General features: G+C 70.8%; 23 protein-coding genes. 10 read left to right on the plus strand and 13 right to left on the minus strand.

Annotation, left to right across the window (positions count from 1 at the left end):
* The first annotated feature begins 41 nt into the window (after positions 1-41).
* Entirely contained in the window at positions 42-704 is a 663-nt protein-coding gene (gene msrA, locus U9R90_RS12545; RefSeq protein WP_411056517.1) for a peptide-methionine (S)-S-oxide reductase MsrA, read from the plus strand.
* An 18-nt stretch (positions 705-722) separates the two neighbouring features.
* Here the strand turns inward: msrA and U9R90_RS12550 are convergent, their stop codons facing one another.
* On the minus strand, positions 723-1,259 hold the full coding sequence (locus U9R90_RS12550) for a 2'-5' RNA ligase family protein (RefSeq protein ID WP_411056518.1): 537 nt from the start codon (positions 1,257-1,259) through the stop codon (positions 723-725).
* Between the two features lie 37 nt (positions 1,260-1,296).
* Positions 1,297-2,214 (minus strand): hypothetical protein, encoded by a 918-nt coding sequence (locus U9R90_RS12555; protein ID WP_411056519.1) that lies wholly within the window; start codon positions 2,212-2,214, stop codon positions 1,297-1,299.
* 214 nt (positions 2,215-2,428) lie between these two features.
* Between U9R90_RS12555 and U9R90_RS12560 the strand changes: the two genes are divergently transcribed.
* From U9R90_RS12560 to U9R90_RS12570, 3 genes are all read left to right on the plus strand, one after another.
* On the plus strand, positions 2,429-3,169 hold the full coding sequence (locus U9R90_RS12560; RefSeq protein WP_411056520.1) for a D-Ala-D-Ala carboxypeptidase family metallohydrolase: 741 nt from the start codon (positions 2,429-2,431) through the stop codon (positions 3,167-3,169).
* 103 nt (positions 3,170-3,272) lie between these two features.
* The gene (locus tag U9R90_RS12565) at positions 3,273-3,737 is read left to right on the plus strand and encodes a VOC family protein (protein ID WP_411056521.1); all 465 of its coding nucleotides are present in this window, start codon (positions 3,273-3,275) and stop codon (positions 3,735-3,737) included.
* 180 nt (positions 3,738-3,917) lie between these two features.
* Positions 3,918-4,565, plus strand: a complete 648-nt coding sequence (locus U9R90_RS12570) for a DUF4360 domain-containing protein (protein ID WP_411056522.1) — start codon at positions 3,918-3,920, stop codon at positions 4,563-4,565.
* A 124-nt stretch (positions 4,566-4,689) separates the two neighbouring features.
* Here U9R90_RS12570 and U9R90_RS12575 read toward each other — a convergent pair whose 3' ends face one another.
* Both U9R90_RS12575 and U9R90_RS12580 read right to left on the minus strand, forming a co-directional pair.
* Complete coding sequence (locus tag U9R90_RS12575) at positions 4,690-5,076, minus strand: VOC family protein (protein WP_411056523.1); 387 nt, start codon at positions 5,074-5,076, stop codon at positions 4,690-4,692.
* Positions 5,077-5,214: 138 nt separating this feature from the next.
* On the minus strand, positions 5,215-6,255 hold the full coding sequence (locus U9R90_RS12580; protein WP_411056524.1) for an NAD(P)-dependent alcohol dehydrogenase: 1,041 nt from the start codon (positions 6,253-6,255) through the stop codon (positions 5,215-5,217).
* A 153-nt stretch (positions 6,256-6,408) separates the two neighbouring features.
* Between U9R90_RS12580 and U9R90_RS12585 the strand changes: the two genes are divergently transcribed.
* On the plus strand, positions 6,409-7,296 hold the full coding sequence (locus U9R90_RS12585; protein ID WP_411056525.1) for a helix-turn-helix domain-containing protein: 888 nt from the start codon (positions 6,409-6,411) through the stop codon (positions 7,294-7,296).
* Here U9R90_RS12585 and U9R90_RS12590 read toward each other — a convergent pair.
* Complete coding sequence (locus tag U9R90_RS12590) at positions 7,286-7,612, minus strand: winged helix-turn-helix transcriptional regulator (RefSeq protein WP_411056526.1); 327 nt, start codon at positions 7,610-7,612, stop codon at positions 7,286-7,288. The two genes, U9R90_RS12585 and U9R90_RS12590, sit on opposite strands and share 11 nt — an antisense overlap.
* Before the next feature lie 219 nt (positions 7,613-7,831).
* Between U9R90_RS12590 and U9R90_RS12595 the strand changes: the two genes are divergently transcribed.
* The gene (locus U9R90_RS12595; protein ID WP_411056527.1) at positions 7,832-8,239 is read left to right on the plus strand and encodes a YybH family protein; all 408 of its coding nucleotides are present in this window, start codon (positions 7,832-7,834) and stop codon (positions 8,237-8,239) included.
* Between the two features lie 81 nt (positions 8,240-8,320).
* Here U9R90_RS12595 and U9R90_RS12600 read toward each other — a convergent pair whose 3' ends face one another.
* Together U9R90_RS12600 and U9R90_RS12605 are read right to left on the minus strand one after the other, a co-directional pair.
* Positions 8,321-9,595, minus strand: a complete 1,275-nt coding sequence (locus U9R90_RS12600) for a L,D-transpeptidase (protein ID WP_411056528.1) — start codon at positions 9,593-9,595, stop codon at positions 8,321-8,323.
* A gap of 160 nt (positions 9,596-9,755) precedes the next feature.
* A complete protein-coding gene (locus tag U9R90_RS12605; RefSeq protein ID WP_411056529.1) occupies positions 9,756-10,172 on the minus strand; it encodes a hypothetical protein in 417 nt (138 codons plus the stop codon).
* Positions 10,173-10,281: 109 nt separating this feature from the next.
* On the opposite strand from U9R90_RS12605, the gene U9R90_RS12610 reads away from it, so the two are divergent.
* Complete coding sequence (locus tag U9R90_RS12610) at positions 10,282-10,557, plus strand: LAETG motif-containing sortase-dependent surface protein (RefSeq protein ID WP_411056530.1); 276 nt, start codon at positions 10,282-10,284, stop codon at positions 10,555-10,557.
* 99 nt (positions 10,558-10,656) lie between these two features.
* On the opposite strand, the gene hutH is transcribed toward U9R90_RS12610, so the two are convergent.
* From hutH to U9R90_RS12635, 5 genes are all read right to left on the minus strand, one after another.
* Positions 10,657-12,195 (minus strand): histidine ammonia-lyase, encoded by a 1,539-nt coding sequence (gene hutH, locus U9R90_RS12615; protein ID WP_411057723.1) that lies wholly within the window; start codon positions 12,193-12,195, stop codon positions 10,657-10,659.
* A 74-nt stretch (positions 12,196-12,269) separates the two neighbouring features.
* Entirely contained in the window at positions 12,270-13,418 is a 1,149-nt protein-coding gene (locus U9R90_RS12620; RefSeq protein ID WP_411056531.1) for a diguanylate cyclase domain-containing protein, read from the minus strand.
* Positions 13,419-13,518: 100 nt separating this feature from the next.
* A complete protein-coding gene (locus U9R90_RS12625; RefSeq protein WP_411056532.1) occupies positions 13,519-14,316 on the minus strand; it encodes an enoyl-CoA hydratase/isomerase family protein in 798 nt (265 codons plus the stop codon).
* A gap of 201 nt (positions 14,317-14,517) precedes the next feature.
* Positions 14,518-15,789: an adenylate/guanylate cyclase domain-containing protein gene (locus U9R90_RS12630; RefSeq protein ID WP_411056533.1), complete on the minus strand. Its 1,272-nt coding sequence runs from the start codon at positions 15,787-15,789 to the stop codon at positions 14,518-14,520.
* 184 nt (positions 15,790-15,973) lie between these two features.
* Positions 15,974-16,855, minus strand: a complete 882-nt coding sequence (locus U9R90_RS12635) for a biotin--[acetyl-CoA-carboxylase] ligase (RefSeq protein ID WP_411056534.1) — start codon at positions 16,853-16,855, stop codon at positions 15,974-15,976.
* A gap of 175 nt (positions 16,856-17,030) precedes the next feature.
* On the opposite strand from U9R90_RS12635, the gene U9R90_RS12640 reads away from it, so the two are divergent.
* The 3 genes from U9R90_RS12640 to mmpB all read left to right on the plus strand — a co-directional run bounded on the left by U9R90_RS12640 (position 17,031) and on the right by mmpB (position 19,073).
* Positions 17,031-18,629 carry an acyl-CoA carboxylase subunit beta gene (locus U9R90_RS12640; protein WP_411056535.1) on the plus strand — a complete coding sequence of 533 codons (1,599 nt, stop codon included), beginning with the start codon at positions 17,031-17,033 and terminating at the stop codon, positions 18,627-18,629.
* Positions 18,630-18,650: 21 nt separating this feature from the next.
* The gene (locus tag U9R90_RS12645) at positions 18,651-18,860 is read left to right on the plus strand and encodes an acyl-CoA carboxylase epsilon subunit (RefSeq protein WP_411056536.1); all 210 of its coding nucleotides are present in this window, start codon (positions 18,651-18,653) and stop codon (positions 18,858-18,860) included.
* A gap of 81 nt (positions 18,861-18,941) precedes the next feature.
* Positions 18,942-19,073, plus strand: coding sequence for a morphogenic membrane protein MmpB (gene mmpB / locus U9R90_RS12650; protein ID WP_411056537.1), 132 nt, complete (start codon positions 18,942-18,944; stop codon positions 19,071-19,073).
* Positions 19,074-19,148: 75 nt separating this feature from the next.
* On the opposite strand, the gene U9R90_RS12655 is transcribed toward mmpB, so the two are convergent.
* On the minus strand, positions 19,149-20,792 hold the full coding sequence (locus U9R90_RS12655) for a phospho-sugar mutase (protein WP_411057724.1): 1,644 nt from the start codon (positions 20,790-20,792) through the stop codon (positions 19,149-19,151).
* Positions 20,793-21,036 lie beyond the last annotated feature (244 nt).

A 21,036-nucleotide genomic window follows, 5' to 3' on the forward strand; every position in this document is an offset into this window, starting at 1 on the left:
TTGTACGAGTCCCCGTACATCTCACCCCTCCGGAGAACCCCATGCTGTTCGGTCGCACCCCCGTGCTCCCCACCCCCGAGGAGGCCCTGAGCGGACGCGCCGAGCCCGCGTTCTCCGTCCCCGACCGCCACACGGTCCTGGGCAACCCGCTGCTCGGCCCCTACCCGCCGCACCTGGAAGTGGCCGACTTCGCCCTGGGCTGCTTCTGGGGCGCCGAGCGCAAGTTCTGGCAGACGGAGGGCGTCTGGACGACCCTGGTCGGCTACCAGGGCGGCCACACCCCGAACCCGACGTACGACGAGGCCTGCTCGGGCCTGACCGGCCACACCGAGGCGGTCCGCGTGGTCTTCAACCCGGCCACGGTCTCCTACGCCACGCTCCTGAAGCTCTTCTGGGAGTCCCACAACCCCACCCAGGGCTTCCGCCAGGGCAACGACGTAGGCACCCAGTACCGCTCAGCCATCTACACCCACTCCGCGGACCAGGCCACGGCAGCAGCCGCCTCCCGCGACGCCTACCAGCAGGTCCTGACGGCCTCCGGCCACGGCACGATCACCACGGAAATCCTCTCGGCGGACGGCCGCCCCTTCTACCCGGCCGAGGGCTACCACCAGCAGTACCTCGACAAGAACCCGGGCGGGTACTGCGGGATCGGCGGGACGGGCGTCTCCTGCCCGATTGGTGTCGCGAAAGCGGATAGCTGAGCCCGGTCGGCAGTGGCGTCAGCGGAGCGTGAACGACGCCCGCTGCTGCCACCGCGTTCCGTCGTGGACCATGAGATCAACCGACGTTACCCGGGCGATGATGGGAAGTCGGCTGCGAAGGTCCGCCTCGACCTCCTCCAAGACGGCGTCGTCCTGACCCTGGACGATGGTCAGATGCGGGACGGCGTCGTCGAACTTCCCCTCGAACGGCGGTGCCTCAGGCCACCGATCCACGATCGCCTCCGTGAGTCGACGGAACGGCGTGTCCGGTTCGGGGGCAAGGTACAGGATTCCGGGGAACCGCCCGCAGTGCTCGAACCGAGCCTCAAAGGACCGGTGGCGCCCGATCACCTCACCGATGGCACCGCAGGTGTCGCTATCGATGTGGCTGTCGTCGAGAAACGGGAAGAGCACAGTGACATGGGCTGGAACACCCGCACGGGCCGAGGGGTCCAGCCGCTCACGCCATGCTTGAACAACATGTTCCGCCTCAGGGACCCTTACGATCAGCCCTGACTGCCCTGCTCGAAACTTGCCGGAGTCGTCGCCTGCCATCGCACATGTCTATCAGCGGGACCGGAGGCAGTGACCTCTAGTGGCAGTCGGAGCGGTGCGCGTACGGCAGGTCCGGGCACCGGCGGCACAGGAAGACATAGAGACCGCCCGCGTCTCCGATCTCCAGCTCCGGGCCGATGGCGTCGAAGATCTCCGGGTCTGCGGGTGCGTCCCAAATCGGCTGTGCCGTCCCGGGCCGGTGCTCGTCCAGCGGGAGCCAACGGCCGTAGGCCACCTCGCCCGTGATGCTGAACAGGTGCTCCATACGGTGGCCCTGTGAGCAGTGCGGCCAGTCCGGGCTCTGGGTCCAGGCCGGATATCCGCCCACCTTGTTCTGCAACGCGCAGGCGACCTCCGAGTACCAGAACCCGTAGCGCTCTTCGAGCTCTTCGAGGCGGGGGAGCAAGGCTTGCAGCAGGCCTTCGGGGAGGTCCCGCTGCGGGTACTCGACCGCGGGAGTCGGGCAGACCGTGCACGGGCGGGGGATGAGGTCTTCGTCGTACTCGCCCTCGTCAGGGGCGGGGGCGTCACCCAGCAGCCCCGCGGCGACCGTCTCGGCCTCATTGCGCCAGTACATCCTCGGCAGGACGACACCGGCCGGGTCCTGCTCGTGGAGGAGAGCGCACCAGACCAACTGCACCACGTCCTTGCCCGGGGGAAACGAGAGGCCGGGCACATCGCGGGCGAAGAGCTGGATCACCGGCACCATGGGCACGGTCTCCGGGGTGACCTTCTCCCAGGCCGAAGAACCCGGGCCGCACGTCCAGTGGCCGGGCTGATCGCAGTACGGCCACGGTTCGTCGGCAGGCCAGAGCAGCGGGCCGCCCATCGAGCTCTGTTCGACGCCGGGGTTGCCACTCCTCGGGTACAGCAGGGTCGTCTCCCTGGCGAGATCGGCGAACTCCGGTATGAGCGCCGACAGTTCGAAGGGCGGTTCGGGGATGGTGCGGGGCACGGTGTTCGGAGCCTCCCGAAGCGGGTCTGCTGGATCATGCGCGGGGCAAACTATCCCCGCGCACTGACAAGCAGGCTTCACCTCGGCGGGGTTGACTCGCGTAGACCTCCCCGACATTCTCAGTTCTGGCATGCCCATGGCATGCAGTGCTCATGTCTGCAGCTTGCCTTCCGCGCCCCCATGGCTCCCTCCCGGAGGTCCCATGCTCCAGCGAATGTCCCGCTCCCTCAGACTCGCGCTCAGCCTCGTCCTGCTCACGGCAGGTCTGACGATCGGCACGGTAGCCACGAGCGCCGGTACCGCGCACGCCGACGCGTGCTACACCTGGAACCGCACGCTGTCGCAGGGCTCGTCCGGATCCGACGTCCGCCAGCTCCAGGTCCGGGTCGGCGGTTATCCGGGCTACGGCCAAGTGCTCGCGGTCGACGGGCAGTACGGGCCCGCGACCGCCGCCGCCGTCAAGCGTTTCCAGTCCGCGTACGGTCTCGCCGCCGACGGCATCGCCGGCCCGGCGACCTTCAGCAAGATCTACGCGCTCCAGGACGCCGACTGCACCCCGGCACACTTCTCGTACGCCGAGCTCAACCGCTGCAACAGCACCTGGTCCGGCGGTGCCGTGAGCGCGGCCACCGCCAAGGCCAACGCGCGGCGCACGATGTGGAAGCTGGAGGCCCTGCGGCACGCCCTCGGTGACCAGCCGATCCGGGTGACCAGCGGCTTCCGTTCCTACTCCTGCAACAGCGCGGTCGGCGGTGCCTCGGGCAGCCGCCACCTGTACGGCGACGCGGCCGACCTCGGCGCCGGTTCGCACTCCCTGTGCACCCTGGCCAAGCGGGCCCGCTACCACGGCTTCCCGGGCATACTCGGCCCCGGCTACCCGGGCCACAACGACCACACGCACCTCGACTTCCGCCCCAGCCGCTACTGGTCGGCACCCACCTGCGGCGTCTCCTGAGTCAGAGCGGAAACAGGTCGCTGCCGGCCTCGCACCCGACCAGCGCCCCCCTGCCGAGGAGTAATGTCGAACCAGGGTCCATCGACACCTCCGGAGGCCAGGCATGGCAACGGTGTTCGGGCACATCAACATCCCGGTACGGGACATGGATGCGACGATCGCCTTCTACCGGCTGCTCGGTCTTGACGTGCCCGATGCGTTCGAGTGGCCGCCGGGCTCGGGGGCCAAGCACGTCGAGGTGCCGACGCCGGGCGGCGCCTACCTCGCCTTCGACAATCACGAGATGGCGCGCATCTGGAACACCCGCTTCGACGCCGAGCGCGGGGCGGGCAACGGGGCGGGCAACGCGGCCGGCAACATCGTCGTCGGTTTACTGGTCGACGCCCGCGACGACGTCGACGGCACCTACCGGGCCGTCGAAGCGGCGGGGCACCAGGTCGGCCAGCCGCCGTACGACGCCTTCTGGGGTTCCCGCTACGCGATCGTCGTCGACCCCGACGGCAACGAGGTCGGCCTGAAGAGCCCCGTTGACGACGAGCGCCGCTACGAGCCGCGCGTCGGCGAGTGATGATCGGGCACCTGTCCGAAAGCCGTACGTCCCGCGTCGATGGCCGGACATCGCTCTAGGCGAGCCCCAAAGTGGTCCGTACCATTCTGCACGATCCGTTGTCTTGGCATGCGCATGCCGTCGCACGTTGCACGAGGCACAGGTAACACCCCCCACCTCAACGCAACCGATGGGAGACCCATGTACGGCGGAATTCTCACGAGTGGTGCGGCGATCGGACTGTTCGCCACGACCCTCGCCCCGCAGGGCACGTCGACGATCACCGACCCGCCGCCCGACAAGATCGTGATCGAGATCGCGACGGTGAACGGGTCGGGGTGCCCCGAGGGGACGGCCGCCGTGGCCGTGTCCGGGGACAACACCGCGTTCACCGTGACGTACAGCGACTACCTCGCCCGCGTCGGCGGGTCGTCCGACCCGGTCGACTTCCGGAAGAACTGCCAGCTCAACCTGATCGTGCACGTCCCGCACGGCTTCACCTACGCGGTCGCCAGCGCCGACTACCGCGGGTTCGCGTCCCTGCAGCCCGGCGCCAGGAGCCAGCAGAAGGCCTCGTACTACTTCCAGGGGTCGCCGGACACCGCGTCCATCACCCACCCGTTCTCGGGGCCGTACAACGACAGCTGGCAGGCCACCGACGAGACCGACTGGGGGCAGCTGGTCTGGGCGCCCTGCGGGGTGAAGCGGAACTTCAACATCAACACTGAGCTGCGCGTCGACGCGGGCACATCGGACCGCACCAAGACCAGCTTCATGACCATGGACTCCACGGACGGTGACATCAACACCGTCTACCGGCTCGCCTGGAAGGAGTGCAAGAAGTCCTGATCCGGCGAGCGCCCGGGCCGGGCCGCGTGCCCTCGGCGCGGCCCGGCTCCACCGCCGGCCGTTGAGCGTCGGGGGTCGGAAGTCGGGCGTCGGGCGTCAGGCATCGGGCGTCAGGCATCGGGCGTCAGGCGCCACTGCCGTACGGCCGGGTGAGGATCTCCATGGCGTGGCCGTTCGGGTCCCTGAAGTACGCTCCGCGACCACCGTCGTTGGTGTTGATCTCACCGACGCGCCGGAACCACGGATCGGCGTAGTACGGGACATCCGCCGCCTTGATCCTGGCGAAGACGGCGTCGAACTCCTCCTCCGAGATCAGGAAGGCGTAGTGCTGCTCGGTAATCGGGCCCGGACCGCTGTCCATGAAGTCGAGCGTGACGCCGTTGTCGGCCTCGACCGGGATGAACGGTCCGTACGGTTTGCCGACTTCGAGGCCGAGCAGACCGGCGAGGAACTCGGCGGACGCCTGCTTGTCGTGGGAGTTGACGATGGTGTGGTTGAGGTTGATGGACATGGTGCTGCCCCCTCCGGCTGATCCTGTGTGGTCACGGAAGACGCTATGTCGCATAACTCTGCGCACACCATCGACATTCCGGCCTAGGCCCCTACATTCCGGCCTAGGCCCCTGGACGGACGCTGCGCGGCGATACGCCTAGATCGTGGCCGTGTCGATCACGAAGCGGTACCGGACGTCGCTCGCCACGACCCGCTCGTACGCCTCGTTGACCTGGTCCGCGCGGATCAGCTCGATCTCCGAGCCGAGGCCGTGCTCGCCGCAGAAGTCGAGCATCTCCTGGGTCTCCGCGATGCCGCCGATCATCGAACCGGCCAGCGTCTTGCGGCCGCCGATCAGCGAGAACATGTTGAGCGAGTTCGGCTCCTCGGGCGCGCCCACGTTCACAAACGCGCCGTCCGTCTTGAGCAGGGACATGAACGCGTCCATGTCCAGGGGCGCGGAGACCGTGGACACGATCAGGTCGAAGGACGAGGCGAGCTGCTCGAACGTCGCCGGGTCGCTGGTCGCGTAGTAGTGGTCGGCGCCCAGCCGCAGCCCGTCGTCCTTCTTGCGCAGCGACTGGCTGAGCACGGTCACCTCCGCGCCGAGGGCGTGCGCGATCTTTACGCCCATGTGGCCGAGGCCGCCCAGGCCGAGGATCGCGACCTTCTTGCCGGGGCCCGCGTTCCAGTGCCGCAGCGGCGAGTAGAGGGTGATCCCGGCGCACAGCAGCGGCGCCGCGACGTCCAGCGAGAGGGCGTCCGGGATGCGGACCGTGTAGTTCTCGTCGACCACGATGTGGGTGGAGTAGCCGCCGTAGGTCGGCCGGCCGTTCTTGTCGAGGGCGTTGTAGGTGCCGGTGGCGCCCTTCACGCAGTACTGCTCCAGGCCCTGCTCGCAGTACTCGCACTCCCGGCAGGAGTCGACGAAGCAGCCGACGCCCACCCGGTCACCGACCGCGAACCTGGTGACCTTGGAGCCGACCGCGCTGACCACACCGGCGATCTCGTGGCCCGGCACCATGGGGTAGCTGCCCTCGCCCCAGCCGTCACGGGCCTGGTGGATGTCGGAGTGGCAGATTCCGGCGTACTTGATGTCGATCAGGACGTCGAACTCGCCGACCGGGCGACGCTCGACGGTGGTGCGCTCCAGCGGAGCCTTGGCGGCGGGAGCGGCATAAGCGGCGACGGTGGTCATGTGGTGTTTCTCCTCGGTTCGGCTTGCTCCCAAGCCTGCTGCCGCGCGGCCCGGTCACCCAGCCCTCTGTTGTGCCTACGTCCAGTGGTCCTACTACTGGCGGGGTCAGGCTCACCCTCGTACGACCGGTGGCGAGGCGGGATACTGGGCGCCATGGATGGTCAGTCGGCGGAGGCCCAGCTCAGTGAGTTCCTGCGGACCCGCAGGGCGCGGCTGAAGCCCGAGGACGTGGGGCTGCCGGACTACGGGCGGCACCGTAGGGTGCCGGGTCTGCGCCGCGAGGAGCTGGCGCAGCTGGCCGGGGTCTCGGTGGCGTACTACACCCGCCTGGAACAGGGCAACGGCCGCAACGTGTCCGCCGAGGTGCTCGACTCGATCGCCCGCGCGCTGCGCCTGTCGGACGCCGAGCACAACCATCTGACGCATCTGGCCAAGCCGAAGCTGACCCGTAAGAAGAAGCGGTTCTCGGGCAAGTCGCAGCAGGTGCGGGTGCAGGTGCAGCACCTCATCGACGCCATGGAAGGGGTTCCGGCGTACGTCATCGGGCGGCGGCTCGACGTGATCGCCTGGAACCGCATGGCGGCCGCGCTGTTCGGCGACCTGGCGGCGAAGACACCCGAGGACCGGAACGTGGCGCGGCACGTGTTCCTCGACCCGTCCGCGCGCGACTTCTACCTGGACTGGGAGTGCAAGGCGATCGAGGTGGTGAGCGTGCTGCGGCTTGAGGCGGGCTGTTATCCGGACGACCCACAGCTGTCGGCGCTGGTCGGCGAACTGTCCGTGAAGAGCGACGACTTCCGGCGTCTGTGGGCCGCGCACACCGTGCAGGAGAAGGGGCACGGGATCAAGCGGCTGCGCCACCCGCTGGTGGGCGAACTGACCCTCGCGTACGAGACGCTGAAGCTTCCCGACAGCCATGACCAGTCCCTGATCGTCTTCCACCCGGAGCCGGGCTCGGCCGCCCAGGAGTCCCTGCGCCTGCTGTCGAGCTGGGGCACGGACGCGGCCCAGCCCCAAGGGGACGCCTCACTCAGCTCGTAGCGCCCCCGCCCGCACCCGCGCCCCAGTCCCAGAGGGCCTGCAGTACGGGGCCGAGCTCCCGGCCGCGCGGCGTGAGCGCGTACGTCACGGTGGGCGGCCAGCTCGCGGTGCGGGTGCGCTCGGCCACGCCCGCCTCGACGAGGTGGTCCAGGCGGTCGCTCAGCACCTTGTCGGAGAGCGCGGGCAGCACGGCGGCCAGCGCGCTGTAGGTGTGCGGGCCGTCGCGCAGCAACTCCCGTACGACCAGGGTGGTCCAACGGCCGCGCAGCGCGGACAGGGTGATCTCGACAGGGCAGGTGGGGGTGGGCGCGGTCACCGCCGCGCGCGGGTCATCGGGCAGTCCGGGGCGCTCCCCCGGTCCGGGGCGCTCCCCCGGTCCGGGGCGCTCCTCCGGTCCCGGGCGCTCCTCCGGTCCCGGGCGCTCCCCCGGCCCAGTACGCTCCCCCGGCCCAGGGCACCTCTCCGGCCCAGGACGCTCCACGCGCGCGTGGCCTACCGTTCGGTGAGTCACGAACTCGCCTCCTACTGTGGCCACATGCTGGAGAGTCTGGAGAGTAACGGAGCGGGGCTGCCCCGGCGCGCGCAGGACGTGCCCGCCGTCTTCGCCGAGCGCTTCAACAGTGGTGACCCGCAAGCGGTGCGGGAGTTGTACGAGGCCGACGCCGCCTTCGTCCCGAGGTCGGGGGCCGCGGTGTACGGCGGCGAGGCCATCGCCGCCGAGAACGCGCCGTTCCTCGGGCTCGGGCAGCCGATCTCCGTACGCCCGCGGCACGTTCACGTCAACGGCGACATCGCGCTGCTGGTCGTCGACTGGGAGGTCGGCGAGCACGGCGCGCAGAGCACGGTACGGGGCACGGCCACCGATGTCGCCAGGCGCGGGGCCGACGGCTGCTGGCGGTACCTCATTGACAGCCCCTTCGGGGGGACGGGGGAGCCGTCGTAGCACGGGGGTCTACGACGACGAACGGCCCGCTGGAGCACACACGCTCCAGCGGGCCGTTTCCGTACACGGTTGATCAGCGGGTCAGACGGCGGAGCCGGCCTGCCACTTGGACCAGTCCATGTTCCAGCCGTTGAGGCCGTTGTACGGCTGGATGGTTTCGTCGCCGGTGTTCTTGACGACGACCACGTCACCGATCATCGAGTTGTCGAAGAACCACGAACCCGGCGTCTTGGGGTCGTCGGCGCCCTGCTTGTCCTGCAGGCCGACACAGCCGTGGCTGGTGTTGGCGGAGCCGAAGATGGACTTGGCGCCCCAGTAGTTGCCGTGGATGAAGGTGCCCGACGTGGACAGGCGCATCGCGTGCGGCACGTCCTTGATGTCGTACTCGCCCTTGCCGTCGTCGTCGGTGAAGCCGACCGTCGCGCCGTTCATCCGGGTCTCCTTGAACTTCTCGGAGATCACCATCTGGCCTTCGTAGGTCTTGTTCTCCGGGGAGCCCGCCGAGATCGGGATGGTCTTGAGGGTCTTGCCGTCCCGGACGACCGTCATCTGCTTGGTCTTGGCGTCGACCGTGGAGACCTGGCTGCGGCCGATCTTGAAGGTGACCGTCTTCTGCTGGACGCCGAAGACACCGTCGGCGCCCTCGACGCCGTCCAGGTCCAGCTTCAGCGAGACGGTGGAGTTGGCCTTCCAGTAGTCCTCGGGGCGGAGGTCCAGGCGCTTCTCGTTGAACCAGTGGCCGACGACCTCCTGGCCGCTGTCGGAGGACACGGTGATCCCGGACTGCACGGCCTTCTTGTCGGTGATCGCCTTGTCGAAGACGATCGACACCGGATGGCCCACGCCGACGGTGGAGCCGTCCTCGGGCGTGAAGTTCCCGATGAAACTGTTGGCAGGCGAGACGGTCGTGAAGGAGGAGTTCTCGTGTGACTTACGGCCCTTGGCGTCCTCCGCCTCGGCCGTGATCTGGTACGAGGTGGCTCGCTCCAGCTGACCGTCGGGCTTCCAGGACTTCTTGTCGGCGGCGATGGTGCCGGGGACTTCGGTGCCTTCGGAGGTCTTCATCGAGACGCTGCTGAGGGTGCCGTCGGTCACCGCGACCTTGGCCGCGTTGTTGATGCTGGCGCCCTGTTCACCGTTCTTGGGCGTGATCTTTATGCGGGCGGCCGATGCGTCCTTGGCGGCCGCCTTGTCGGCCTGGGACTGCGACTGCGGCTTCTTCGCGGCATCGGAGCCACCGTCGCCGTCGTCCGAGTCGCCGCTGCAAGCAGAGAGCACCAACACGCCACCGAGCAGTGCGGACGCGGCCGTGAGGCCTCTGCGCCGCTTGCTGTCCGTTATCACACGCTTCTCCATCGTTGCCGATCCCCAAGAATCCCGTTGGCGGGCGCTGCCGGTCCCCGAGCCGACACCTCCCGCCAACACTTACAACACGCTTTCCGGTTCGCCCGGTTCCACGTCTGGCTGGGATGTGGGGTACGACACGTTGTCCACGTGCGGCGCGTGGACGACGAGACTACGCCCTGCTCTCGATGGGCTCGCCGTCGAGGTCCCCGTCCAGGTCCTCGTCGAGGTCCCCGTCCAGGTCCTCGTTGTGATCACCGTCGAGCTCGTCGTCGAGGTCTCCGTCGAGGTCGTCGTCCCAGTCCGGGGCGTCCGGGTCGTACTCGACCGGCTCGCTGCTCCACGAGGCCTGCGCCAGGTCCACCCCCGGCACCTCGCTGACCAGGTCGAACGGGTCGACCAGATACGCCAGTGCCTCGGCCGCGTCCTCGCGTACGGCGGCGTCCGCGTGCGCACGCTCCGCATCGGGCATGCTCTCGTCATGGGCGATGCGCCCCAGCGCGGCGTCGGTCAGCTCGGTGGAGTCCGTGACCTCCAACACCAGTTCCACTCGCAGTCGTACAAAACGGGATGTCTCAGGAGTGCTCATATGACGGAGCGTACGGCGCCTGGCCGCCGCGACTTTCCCACGACCCGCGACTTTCACTAGCATCGCCCCACACGGCCAAATCGCCAGTTCCGCAAGGGGGATCGATTCCGTGTCCGTAGCACGTCGTCCGTTGCTCACGTCCGCCGCAGCGGCCGCTGTCCTGGGCGCCCTGTGGTTTGTGCCATCCGCCAACGCGACGATGGAGGAGCCTCAGGCCGCGCCCGGCAGCGAGCCCGCGGCCACCGGGCCCCGGCTCGCCGAGACCGGCTCGGTGGACACCACGCCTTATCTGCTGGGTGGGGCGGTCTCGCTCGCGGCGGGGGCGGGGCTTGTCGTCTATTCGGTGCGGCGGGAGTCGGGCGCGGGTACGGCTGGAGGGTTTTAGCCCCCCACCCCGCCCCTTCCCGTAACTGGGGGCAAGCCCCCANAGCCCGGCCGGCGAGGCCTTTCGGGAAGGGGCGGGGTGGGGGACTAATCCCTGACCTCAGGCCAGTGGGCCCGTCACCGACTCCGCGGCATGGAGCAGTCCCCCACTACGCACGAACGCCTCCGCGGCCGCCAGGTCGGGCGCCAGGTAGCGGTCGGGGCCCGGGCCCTGGACGCCCGCAGCCCTGGCCGCCGCGATCACGGCCTGCGAAGCCGGGGCCGGGGTCAGCCCCTCCCGCAGCTCAATGCCCCGCGTCGCCGCGTACAGCTCGACCGCGACGATCCGGGTGAGGTTGTCGACCGTCGTGCGCAGCTTGCGGGCCGCGGACCAGCCCATCGAGACGTGGTCCTCCTGCATCGCCGATGACGGGATGGAGTCAGCCGAGGCCGGAACGGCCAGCCGCTTCATCTCGCTGACCAGCGCGGCCTGCGTGTACTGGGCGATCATCAGGCCGGAGTCGACGCCCGCGTCGTCGGCGAGGAACGGCGGCAGGCCGTGCGAGCGGTTCTTGTCGAGGAGCCGGTCCGTACGGCGCTCGGCGATCGAGCCGAGGTCCGCGGCCGCGATGGCCAGGAAGTCCAGGACGTACGCGACCGGGGCGCCGTGGAAGTTGCCGTTGGACTCGACCCGGCCGTCGGGCAGGACCACCGGGTTGTCGACGGAGGAGGCGAGCTCGCGGTCGGCGACCACGCGCGCGTGGGACATGGTGTCCCGCCCGGCGCCCGCGACCTGCGGCGCGCAGCGCACCGAGTAGGCGTCCTGGACGCGCGGCGAGTCGTCCTGGTGGTGGCCGGTCAGGCCCGAGCCCGCCAGTACCCGCAGCATGTTGGCGGCGGCCGCGGCCTGCCCGGGGTGCGGCCGGATCGCGTGCAGTTCGGGAGCGAGGACCTTGTCGGTGCCGAGCAGGGCCTCCAGCGAAAGCGCGGCCGTGACGTCGGCGCTGCGGTAGAGGCGCTCCAGGTCGGCGAGGGCCATGACCAGCATGCCGAGCATGCCGTCGGTGCCGTTGAGGAGCGCGAGGCCCTCCTTCTCGCGCAGCTCGACGGGGCGGATACCGTGCTCGGCGAGCAGCTCGCCAGCCGGGCGTACGGTCCCGTCGGGGCCCTCCGCGTCGCCCTCGCCCATCAGCGTCAGGGCGCAGTGGCTGAGCGGGGCCAGGTCACCCGAGCAGCCGAGCGAGCCGTACTCGTGCACCACGGGGGTGATGCCCGCGTTCAGGATGTCGGCCATGGTCTGGGCGACCTCGGGGCGTACGCCGGTGTGGCCGGAGCAGACCGTCTTGAGGCGCAGGAACATCAGCGCGCGGACCACCTCGCGCTCCACGCGCGGGCCCATTCCGGCCGCGTGCGAGCGGACGATGTTGCGCTGCAGCTGGGCGCGGAGGTCGGGGCTGATGTGCCGCGTCGCGAGCGCGCCGAAGCCGGTCGAGACGCCGTAGACGGGGTCGGGCTTGGCGGCCAGCGCGTCGACGATCTCGCGGGACGTCGCGAGGGCGGACCTGGCCTGAGCCGAGAGTTCGATCCGGGCGTTCTGGCGGGCCACCGCGACCACGTCGGACGCCGTCGTCCCGGAGGTCCCCAGCACCACAGTTTGCATATCCATATTCAGCACCCTACGGATTGAATCGCCAGCTGTCACGAGGCGATTTTCGCGCCCGTACGTGCCCTACGTCACCTGCGGAAGCGGCGGCGCTCCGCCGACGGCGGCGGCGGCGCGGGGGCGTCCGCGAGCCGTACGACCGGGTCGTCCGGGCCCTCGCGCCCGGCCACCACGGGCTTCGCGGAGCGGGCCGCCTTCGCCCGGTACTGGGCCGCGTCCGCGAGGCGGAACAGCCGCCGGGCGGTACGGACCTGGCCGATCGGGTCGCCGGTCGAGGCGACACCGCAGGCCACGCCGTCGCCGAGCTCCAGTTCGGCGGCGCGTACGCAGAGCTCGTCGGCGGCCCGTACCACCTCGTCGGCGGCGGGACCCACCGACACCAGGCAGAACTCGTCGCCGCCGAGCCGGGCCGCGAGCGCGCCCGGGAGCATCGCGCCGCACAGCGAGAGCACCGAGCCGAAGCGTTCCAGGAGGCGGTCGCCGACGGCGTGCCCGCGGGTGTCGTTGACCCGTTTGAGGCCGTTCAGGTCGCAGACGACCAGGGAGACGACGGTGCCGTCCGCGCGGTGCTGCTCGACGGCCTCGTCCAGGCGGGCGTCGACGGCGCGGCGGTTGGCGAGGCCGGTCAGCGCGTCCGTATACGCCAGGCGGCGCGCCTCCTCCAGGCGCTCGGTCTGGGCGATCCCGGCCGCGACCACCGCGGCGAGCACCGTGGCGAAGTCCGCGTCGCCCCGGTCGAAGACCGGCGCCCCGATCGGGCGGGCGACATACAGCTCGCCCCAGGCCCTGCCGTGCAGCACGATCGGCGCGACGACACAGCAGCCGCGGCCACGGCGGCGCAGCGCGGCGACCCGCTGGTGGCAGTAGCCGCCGTCACCGGCCGCGCCCGGTGCGGGGCCCTCGGCCGTCTCGACCCAGGCGTCCGGTTCGCCGCCGCCCGCCCACTGCTCGTGCAGGAACTCGGTGATCTCCGGGAACTGGTGCACCGGGTAGGCCTCCCCCTCGGGGAACTCCTCCTCCCCCGGCGCCCGCTCCCCCGCGTTGACCAGCACCCGCAGCCGACTGCGCTCGCGCTCCCACACCGACAGCGCGGCGAAGCTCCCCGCCAGGGCGTGCCGGGCGCCCTGCGCGGCGGCCGACCAGGACTCGCGCGGGGTGTGCGCCGCGGCCATGGCCTGCGCCAGGGTGACCACGGCGTGCAGCCGGTCTTCCTCAGCCATTAACCCAGGTTAGGGACATTCATCCTGGTTTGGGACATTGATGCGGCGAACAGGGGGCGGCGGGGTGCACCTCTTCGCCAGGTCGCCGTGGGGCGCGTGTCTACTCGCCAGGCCAGCGCGGGGTCCGCTTCTCGTTGAAGGCGGCCACGCCCTCCGCCCGGTCACCCGAGAACGCCACCGAGCGCCAGGCCGCGTCCTCGACCTCAAGGCCCGCCCGCAGGTCCAGGCCCTGCCCGAGCCGCAGCGCCCGCTTGGCGGCGCGCAGCCCGACGGGCGAGTTCTTCGCGATGCCCGCCGCGAGCTCCAGCGCGCCGGTGCGGGCGTCGTCGGCGAGCTGGTCCACCAGGCCCAGCTCGCGCGCCTCGTCGGCCGCCACCCTGCGCGCCGAGAACACCAGCTCGGCGGCCCTGGCCGCGCCGACCCGGCGCGGCAGCAGCTGCGTACCGCCGCCGCCGGGGATCACGCCGACCGACACCTCGGGCAGTCCGACCACGGCGCTCGCGTCCGCCACGATCACGTCACACGCGAGCGCCAGCTCGAAGCCGCCGCCGAGTGCGAAGCCGTGCACGGCGGCGATGGTGGGCATCGGGAGCTCCAGTACGCCGGTGTACGCGGCCCGCGCGGTCGGGCGCTGGCGCACCAGCTCCGCGTCGGAGAACGAGTTCCGCTCCTTCAGGTCGGCGCCGACGCAGAAGGCGCGGTCGTTGCTGGAGGTCAGGACCACGGTGCGGATGTCGCGGTCCTGGGCCAGGGCGTCGCAGGCCGCGGCGATGCTGCGGGCCATCTCCGTGGACACGGCGTTCATGGCCTTCGGCCGGTCCAGTACGAACTCGGCGACGTGGCCGCCGTCGCCGTGCCGCCGCACGCCGATGAACTCCCCGAAGCGCTGCTCCGCCATGTGCCCTCCACCCTGCTGGTTAACGACCGTTACCCGGATCATGTCAGGAGGGTGGGGGCTGGGCCAAGGGCGAGAAAACCAGCCCGTCCGGCGATCGAGGACATCTTTGAGCCCGGCCTGCGAGGCCTTTAGGGAAGGGGCGGGGTGGGGTGGGGGACACTCCCTGACCGGCACCCACCACCGGCCCGCACCTGGCCCGCACTACACCCGACGCGAGAGCATCCAGGGTTCGATGACGCCCAGGCCGCGCACCGGCCGCTGCCACATCGGCTGCAGGCCGAAGCGGTACGCGGGAGGCTCGTCCCCTGCCTCAGCCGCCTTCTCGGCCTCGGCCGCCGCCTCCGCCTCGGAGGCCGGCGCGTCACCCGTACGCGACAGCTCCTCCGCGAACGCGCTGTCGACCAGCACCGCGTCCTTGGGCGCTATCGACGTCAGCCGGCTCGCCAGGTTCACCGTCGTACCGAAGACGTCGCCCATCCGCGTGGTGACCGTCCCGAACGCGATCCCGACCCGCAGCTCGGGCATCGTCTCGTCGCCCGCCATCGTCTCGATCAGACGGAGCGAGATCTCCGCGGCGGTCCCCGCGTCGTCCGCCGCGAACAGGACCTCGTCGCCGAGTGTCTTGATCAGCCGCCCTCCGTGCGCGGCGACCAGATCGGCCGCCGTGGTCTCGAAGGCCTCGACCAGTTCGCCGAGTTCCTCCTCCTCCATCCGCCGCGTCAGCCGCGTGAACCCGACCAGGTCGGCGAAGCCGACGGCCAGCCGGCGGTCGACCATCTCCTCGTCGTCGGCGACCTGGACCACCCGCAGGGTCCCGGCCGCGAGCTGGCGGCGCCAGACGTAGACCAGGAACTCCTCCAGCTCGGGCAGCAGGAGTTCGACGAGGGGGTACGTGACCTCGGTGCGGGTCATGCCCGGCTCGGGGGGCTCGGTGAGGCCCTCCAGGAAGGAGTCGATCTGCCAGTCGGCGAGGCGGGCCGTGGTCTGGCCGGTGGAGCGGGCCACCTGCACGGCCATCGCCTCGCTCAGCAGCCCCGCCTCGACCAGACCCGCCAGGCGGCGCAGCGCGAGCACGTCCGCCTCGGTCAGCGCCTTGGCCTGGCCGATGTCGGGGAAGCCCATGGCCCGCCAGAAGCGGGACGCCAGCTCCATGGAGACGCCCGCCGTACGGGCCGCCTGGAAGGCCGTGTAGCGGCGCTCGGCCCCGAGGATCAGTTGCTCCAGGCGGAGCGCGAGGGGGTCGTCGGCGTGTCCGCCGGAGTCGTCGTCGAGGTGCCTGGGGGCCGGATCGTCGCCTCTGTGGGCGGCTCCGGCGCTCAGCGGGGCGGGCTCGTCGCCCTTGGCTGCGGGGTCGTCGGCCTGCGGTGAGTCAGGGCCACCGGCAGCGCGAGAGGCGGGGGCGGAGCCAGCTTCGTCGGCATGCCGGGAGGCAGGGTGTGTGCCCGTGCCGGAGCCCGTGTCGTCGACGGTCACTGCGTATTGCCCTTCCGATCTGCCACGGCCTGCTATCGACCGGCCTCAACGATACGACAGGTGTGCCCTGGCTCACGTATGCCGACCCCGACCCCGTCCACCAAGTGGACATCGAGGTGGACGCCCAGGTCGGCATCAAGGTGGACGCCCAGGTGGACATCAAGGTGGACGCCCAGTGAGATGCTCAGCCCCCGGCGGCCCGCAGATGCACGACGTCTCCCGCACCCACCGGCTCCCGCACCCCCTCCCCCGTACCGATGACCAGGCGCCCCTCGGCGTCCACGGCCAGCGCCTCACCGGTCACCGTCCGCCCCCCGGGCAGCTCAGCGCGCACCTGGCGGCCCAGCGTCGCGCACCCCGCGACATACGTCTCCTGCAGCCGGGACGCGGCCGGGTCGCCGCCCACCGCGCACCAGGTGCCGTACCACTCCTCCAACTCGCGCAGCACGGCCCGCAGCAGCGGGTCCCGATGGGTCTCCTTGGCGCCCGCGAGTGCCAGCGAGCCCGCACCGGGCACCGGCAGCTCGTCGGCGCGCAGCGACACGTTGACGCCGATGCCGAGCACCACACCGTCGCCCGCGCGCTCGGCGAGGATGCCGCCGACCTTGCGCTCCTCGCCGTCGACCGTGGCGAGCAGGTCGTTGGGCCACTTGAGCGACAGGTCCACGCCGACCACCCGGGCCAGACCGGTCGCGGTGGCCACCCCGGCGAGCAGCGGCAGCCACCCCCACCGCTCGACCGGAACACCGGTCGGCTTCAGAAGTACGGAGAAGAACAGCCCCGAGCGCGCGGGCGCCGTCCAGGTCCGGTCCAGGCGCCCGCGCCCGGCCGTCTGCTCCTCGGCGACCAGCACCGCGCCCTCGCCCCCTTCCTGCCCTTCCTGCCCTCCCTGCCCTTCCTGAGCGCGGGCGGCCAGGTCCGCATTGGTGGAACCGGTCGTGGGCACCACATCTACAGAGGTCCACAGCCCGTCGGGCTTGATCAGTCCACGGCGCAGCGCGGCCGCGTCCAGCGGGGGCCTGTCGAGGTCGGACCAGCGGTTGCCGTACGGCTCTGGTGTCGTCATGCAAGACAGACTAGGTGTGGTAAACGCCGCACTGCCGAGGCCCGCCCGCGCCGTTACGCTACGCACCAGTAGCTCAGCGTTCACCGTGACCGATCACGTCCCCCTTCACGTCCCCTCACCGTTCCCCTCATCGATCCCCTCATCGACCCGTGACCAGGCAGGGAGCCGCATCCCGATGGCCGAGCGAGACGCCATGGCAGCAATTGACATTCACACGACCGCGGGGAAGATCGCGGATCTGCAGCGCCGTATTGACGAGGCGACCCACGCGGGTTCCGCCCGCGCGGTGGAAAAGCAGCACGCCAAGGGCAAACTGACGGCGCGTGAGCGGATCGACCTGCTGCTCGACGAGGGCTCCTTCGTCGAGTTGGACGAGTTCGCCCGCCACCGCTCGACCGACTTCGGCCTGGAGCAGAACCGCCCGTACGGAGACGGCGTGGTCACCGGCTACGGCACGGTCGACGGCCGCCCCGTAGCGGTCTTCTCCCAGGACTTCACGGTCTTCGGCGGCGCGCTGGGCGAGGTGTTCGGCCAGAAGATCATGAAGGTGATGGACTTCGCCCTGAAGACCGGCTGCCCGGTCGTCGGCATCAACGACTCCGGTGGCGCCCGCATCCAGGAGGGCGTCAGCGCGCTCGGCATGTACGGCGAGATCTTCCGCCGCAACACCCATGCCTCCGGGGTGATTCCGCAGATCAGCCTGGTCGTCGGCCCGTGCGCCGGCGGTGCCGTCTACTCGCCCGCGATCACCGACTTCACCGTCATGGTCGACCAGACCTCGCACATGTTCATCACCGGACCCGACGTCATCAAGACGGTCACCGGTGAGGACGTCGGCTTCGAGGAGCTCGGCGGCGCCCGCACCCACAACGCCACCTCGGGCGTGGCGCACCACATGGCAGGCGACGAGAAGGACGCGATCGAGTACGTCAAGTCCCTCCTCTCCTACCTCCCCTCGAACAACCTCAGCGAGCCGCCCGCCTTCCCGGAGGAGGCCGACCTCGAACTGACCGCCGAGGACCGTGAGCTGGACACGCTGATCCCGGACAGCGCCAACCAGCCGTACGACATGCACACGGTCATCGAGCACGTCCTCGACGACTCCGAGTTCTTCGAGACGCAGTCCCTCTTCGCCCCGAACATCCTCACCGGCTTCGGCCGGGTCGAGGGCCGCCCGGTGGGCATCGTCGCCAACCAGCCGATGCAGTTCGCGGGCTGCCTGGACATCGACGCGTCGGAGAAGGCGGCGCGGTTCGTCCGCACCTGCGACTCCTTCAACGTCCCCGTGCTGACGTTCGTGGACGTGCCCGGCTTCCTGCCCGGCGTCGACCAGGAGTACGGCGGCATCATCCGCCGCGGCGCCAAGCTGATCTACGCGTACGCCGAGGCCACGGTCCCGCTGATCACGATCATCACCCGGAAGGCCTTCGGCGGCGCGTACGACGTCATGGGCTCCAAGCACCTGGGCGCCGACCTCAACATCGCCTGGCCCACCGCCCAGATCGCGGTCATGGGCGCCCAGGGCGCGGTGAACATCCTGCACCGCCGCACCATCGCGGCCACCCCGCACGACGAGCTGGAAGCCGTACGCACCCAGCTGATCCAGGAGTACGAGGACACCCTGCTCAACCCGTACACCGCGGCCGAGCGCGGCTACATCGACGCGGTGGTCATGCCGTCCGAGACCCGGCGCCAGGTGGTGCGGGGCCTGCGCCAGCTGCGCACCAAGCGCGAGTCGCTGCCGCCGAAGAAGCACGGCAACATCCCCCTGTAGGCCCCCTATGTCCCAGGAGTCGTGATGATCAAGGTCGTACGGGGCAACCCGACCCCCGAGGAGCTGGCCGCCGCACTGGCGGTGGTCCGGGCGCGCGCCGCGGTGGCCGCCTCCGCGGCACCGGGCGCGCCTCTCGCCACCGACGCCTGGTCGGACCCGTCGCGGGTGGCCAGGCACCGGCTGCCCGCGCCCGGCCCGCAGACCTGGAGCCGGACGTACTGGCCAGGCTAGGTCTGACCTGGCCCAACGGGGTGTGGCGCTTGAGTACGCGTACTCAGGCGCCACACCCCGTGCGGGCGGCACCATCGAGGGATGCTCTGGTCCGACCCCAAGGATGACGACCCGCCCAAGGAACTGCGGGAAACCCAGGCGATGCTCCGCCGCGCGAGTGTGCTGCTGGCCCTGGCGATGATCCTGGCGATGCTCGTACTCGGCGCACACTGAGAGCGCCTGCGGCCTCCAGCACGACGGCGCCCCACCTCCTCCCCGAACCGGGGCGAGGCGGGGCGCCGCAGTGCGTCAGATGCCCGCCGCGGCCGCCAGGTCCCGCTTGATCGCGGCGAGGCGGTCCGACGCCGTGGCGCGGGCGGCGTCCAACGACGCCGAGTCCGGCCCGGCCACCGGTACCACGACCTCCAGGTAGCACTTGAGCTTGGGCTCCGTGCCGCTAGGGCGGACGATGACGCGGGCGCCGTCCAGCGTGTAGCGCAGGCCGTCGGTGGGCGGCAGGGCGTCGGTGCCCTGGGTCAGGTCCTCCGCGCGGGTCACGGGGAGCCCGGCGAGGGCGACCGGGGGCTGCTCGCGCAGCCTGCGCATGGCGTTGGCGATGAGGGAGAGGTCCTCGACGCGTACCGAGAGCTGGTCGGTGGCGTGCAGGCCGTGCTCGACGGCGAGCTCGTCGAGGAGGTCGAGCAGCGTACGACCCTGCTCCTTGAGCTCGGAGGCCAGTTCGGCGACGAGCAGCGCGGCGGTGATGCCGTCCTTGTCGCGTACGCCCTCGGGGTCGACGCAGTAGCCGAGCGCCTCCTCGTAGCCGTACCGCAGGCCCTCGACGCGGGCGATCCACTTGAAGCCGGTGAGGGTCTCCTCGTACCCGAGACCGGCGGCTTCCGCGATCCGGCCGAGGAGGGACGAGGACACGATCGACTCGGCGAAGGTGCCGGTGACACCCCGGCGCACCAGGTGCGCGGCGAGCAGCGCGCCGACCTCGTCGCCGCGCAGCATGCGCCAGTCGCCGCCGTCCGGGACGGCCACGGCGCAGCGGTCGGCGTCCGGGTCGTTGGCGATGACGAGATCCGGGGCCGGGGAGGTACGGCGGGCCGTGGCGAAGGCCAGGTCCATCGCGCCCGGCTCCTCCGGGTTGGGGAAGGCCACGGTCGGGAAGGCCGGGTCGGGCTCGGCCTGCTCGGCGACGAGGACCGGCTCGGGGAACCCGGCGCGGGCGAAGGCGGCGAGGACGGTGTCCTTGCCGACGCCGTGCATGGCCGTGTAGACGGCGCGGGCGGTGCGCGGGGAGCCGGCGGCGAGGACCGCGTCCGTACGCTCCAGGTAGGCGGTCAGGACCTCGTCGCCGAGGGTCTGCCAGCCGCTCTCCGGGCGGGGTACGTCGGCGAGCGCGCCGACCGCCGCGATCTCGGCGGCGATCTCGGCGTCGGCGGGGGGCACGATCTGCGAGCCGTCGCCGAGGTAGACCTTGTAGCCGTTGTCGCGCGGCGGGTTGTGGCTCGCGGTGACCTCGACTCCGGCGACGGCGCCCAGGTGCCTTATGGCGAAGGCGAGTACGGGGGTGGGGAGCGGGTACGGCAGTACGGCGGCGCGCAGGCCGGCGCCGGTCATCACGGCCGCGGTGTCGCGGGCGAAGTCGGCGGACTTGTAGCGGGCGTCGTAGCCGACGACCACCAGCCCGCCGTCCTTGCCCTGCCCCTTCAGATACGCGGCGAGGCCGGCCGCGGCGCGGATGACGACGGAACGGTTCATCCGCATGGGCCCTGCGCCGAGTTCGCCACGCAGTCCCGCGGTGCCGAACTGGAGGGTGCCGCTGAACCGGTCGGCGAGTTCGTCGGTGGCCTCGGCGTCGATGAGCTTGGCGAGCTCCTCGCGGGTCTCCGCGTCGGGGTCTTCGGCCAGCCACGTCTTGGCTCGCGCGATCAGGTCGTCGTGCAGCACGGTTGCTCCGCCTTTCGGTGCGTACGTTTTTGTTTCCCCACCCCGCCCCTTCCCGACTGCGACACCGCGGCTTCGCCACGTGGCGCTACCGGGGCCAAGCCCCCAGCCCCCGAACGCCCTTCGGCCGTGGCCTCAGACTCTCCCACTCCCGACTCCACTCGGGCGGGAGGTCCCCCCTGCCGGGCTGAGAATCACGCCCGGACGGACTGGAGATCAGCCCATCGGGGAGGGGGAGGGGGGG

The organism is Streptomyces sp. E11-3, assembly GCF_046540415.1.
Taxonomy (GTDB): Bacteria; Actinomycetota; Actinomycetes; order Streptomycetales; family Streptomycetaceae; genus Streptomyces.

Excerpts from the sequence above, each read along its gene's own strand:
- U9R90_RS12625 (WP_411056532.1), bottom strand. The coding sequence starts at position 14,316 with ATGGCGGAGCAGCGCTTCGGGGAGTTCATCGGCGTGCGGCGGCACGGC.
- U9R90_RS12585 (WP_411056525.1), top strand. The coding sequence starts at position 6,409 with ATGGATGGTCAGTCGGCGGAGGCCCAGCTCAGTGAGTTCCTGCGGACC.
- U9R90_RS12635 (WP_411056534.1), bottom strand. The coding sequence starts at position 16,855 with ATGACGACACCAGAGCCGTACGGCAACCGCTGGTCCGACCTCGACAGG.
- U9R90_RS12600 (WP_411056528.1), bottom strand. The coding sequence starts at position 9,595 with ATGGAGAAGCGTGTGATAACGGACAGCAAGCGGCGCAGAGGCCTCACG.
- U9R90_RS12580 (WP_411056524.1), bottom strand. The coding sequence starts at position 6,255 with ATGACCACCGTCGCCGCTTATGCCGCTCCCGCCGCCAAGGCTCCGCTG.
- msrA (WP_411056517.1), top strand. The coding sequence starts at position 42 with ATGCTGTTCGGTCGCACCCCCGTGCTCCCCACCCCCGAGGAGGCCCTG.
- U9R90_RS12575 (WP_411056523.1), bottom strand. The coding sequence starts at position 5,076 with ATGTCCATCAACCTCAACCACACCATCGTCAACTCCCACGACAAGCAG.
- U9R90_RS12550 (WP_411056518.1), bottom strand. The coding sequence starts at position 1,259 with ATGGCAGGCGACGACTCCGGCAAGTTTCGAGCAGGGCAGTCAGGGCTG.
- U9R90_RS12640 (WP_411056535.1), top strand. The coding sequence starts at position 17,031 with ATGGCCGAGCGAGACGCCATGGCAGCAATTGACATTCACACGACCGCG.
- hutH (WP_411057723.1), bottom strand. The coding sequence starts at position 12,195 with ATGCAAACTGTGGTGCTGGGGACCTCCGGGACGACGGCGTCCGACGTG.
- U9R90_RS12605 (WP_411056529.1), bottom strand. The coding sequence starts at position 10,172 with ATGAGCACTCCTGAGACATCCCGTTTTGTACGACTGCGAGTGGAACTG.
- U9R90_RS12565 (WP_411056521.1), top strand. The coding sequence starts at position 3,273 with ATGGCAACGGTGTTCGGGCACATCAACATCCCGGTACGGGACATGGAT.
- U9R90_RS12570 (WP_411056522.1), top strand. The coding sequence starts at position 3,918 with ATGTACGGCGGAATTCTCACGAGTGGTGCGGCGATCGGACTGTTCGCC.
- U9R90_RS12595 (WP_411056527.1), top strand. The coding sequence starts at position 7,832 with ATGCTGGAGAGTCTGGAGAGTAACGGAGCGGGGCTGCCCCGGCGCGCG.
- mmpB (WP_411056537.1), top strand. The coding sequence starts at position 18,942 with ATGCTCTGGTCCGACCCCAAGGATGACGACCCGCCCAAGGAACTGCGG.
- U9R90_RS12620 (WP_411056531.1), bottom strand. The coding sequence starts at position 13,418 with ATGGCTGAGGAAGACCGGCTGCACGCCGTGGTCACCCTGGCGCAGGCC.
- U9R90_RS12560 (WP_411056520.1), top strand. The coding sequence starts at position 2,429 with ATGTCCCGCTCCCTCAGACTCGCGCTCAGCCTCGTCCTGCTCACGGCA.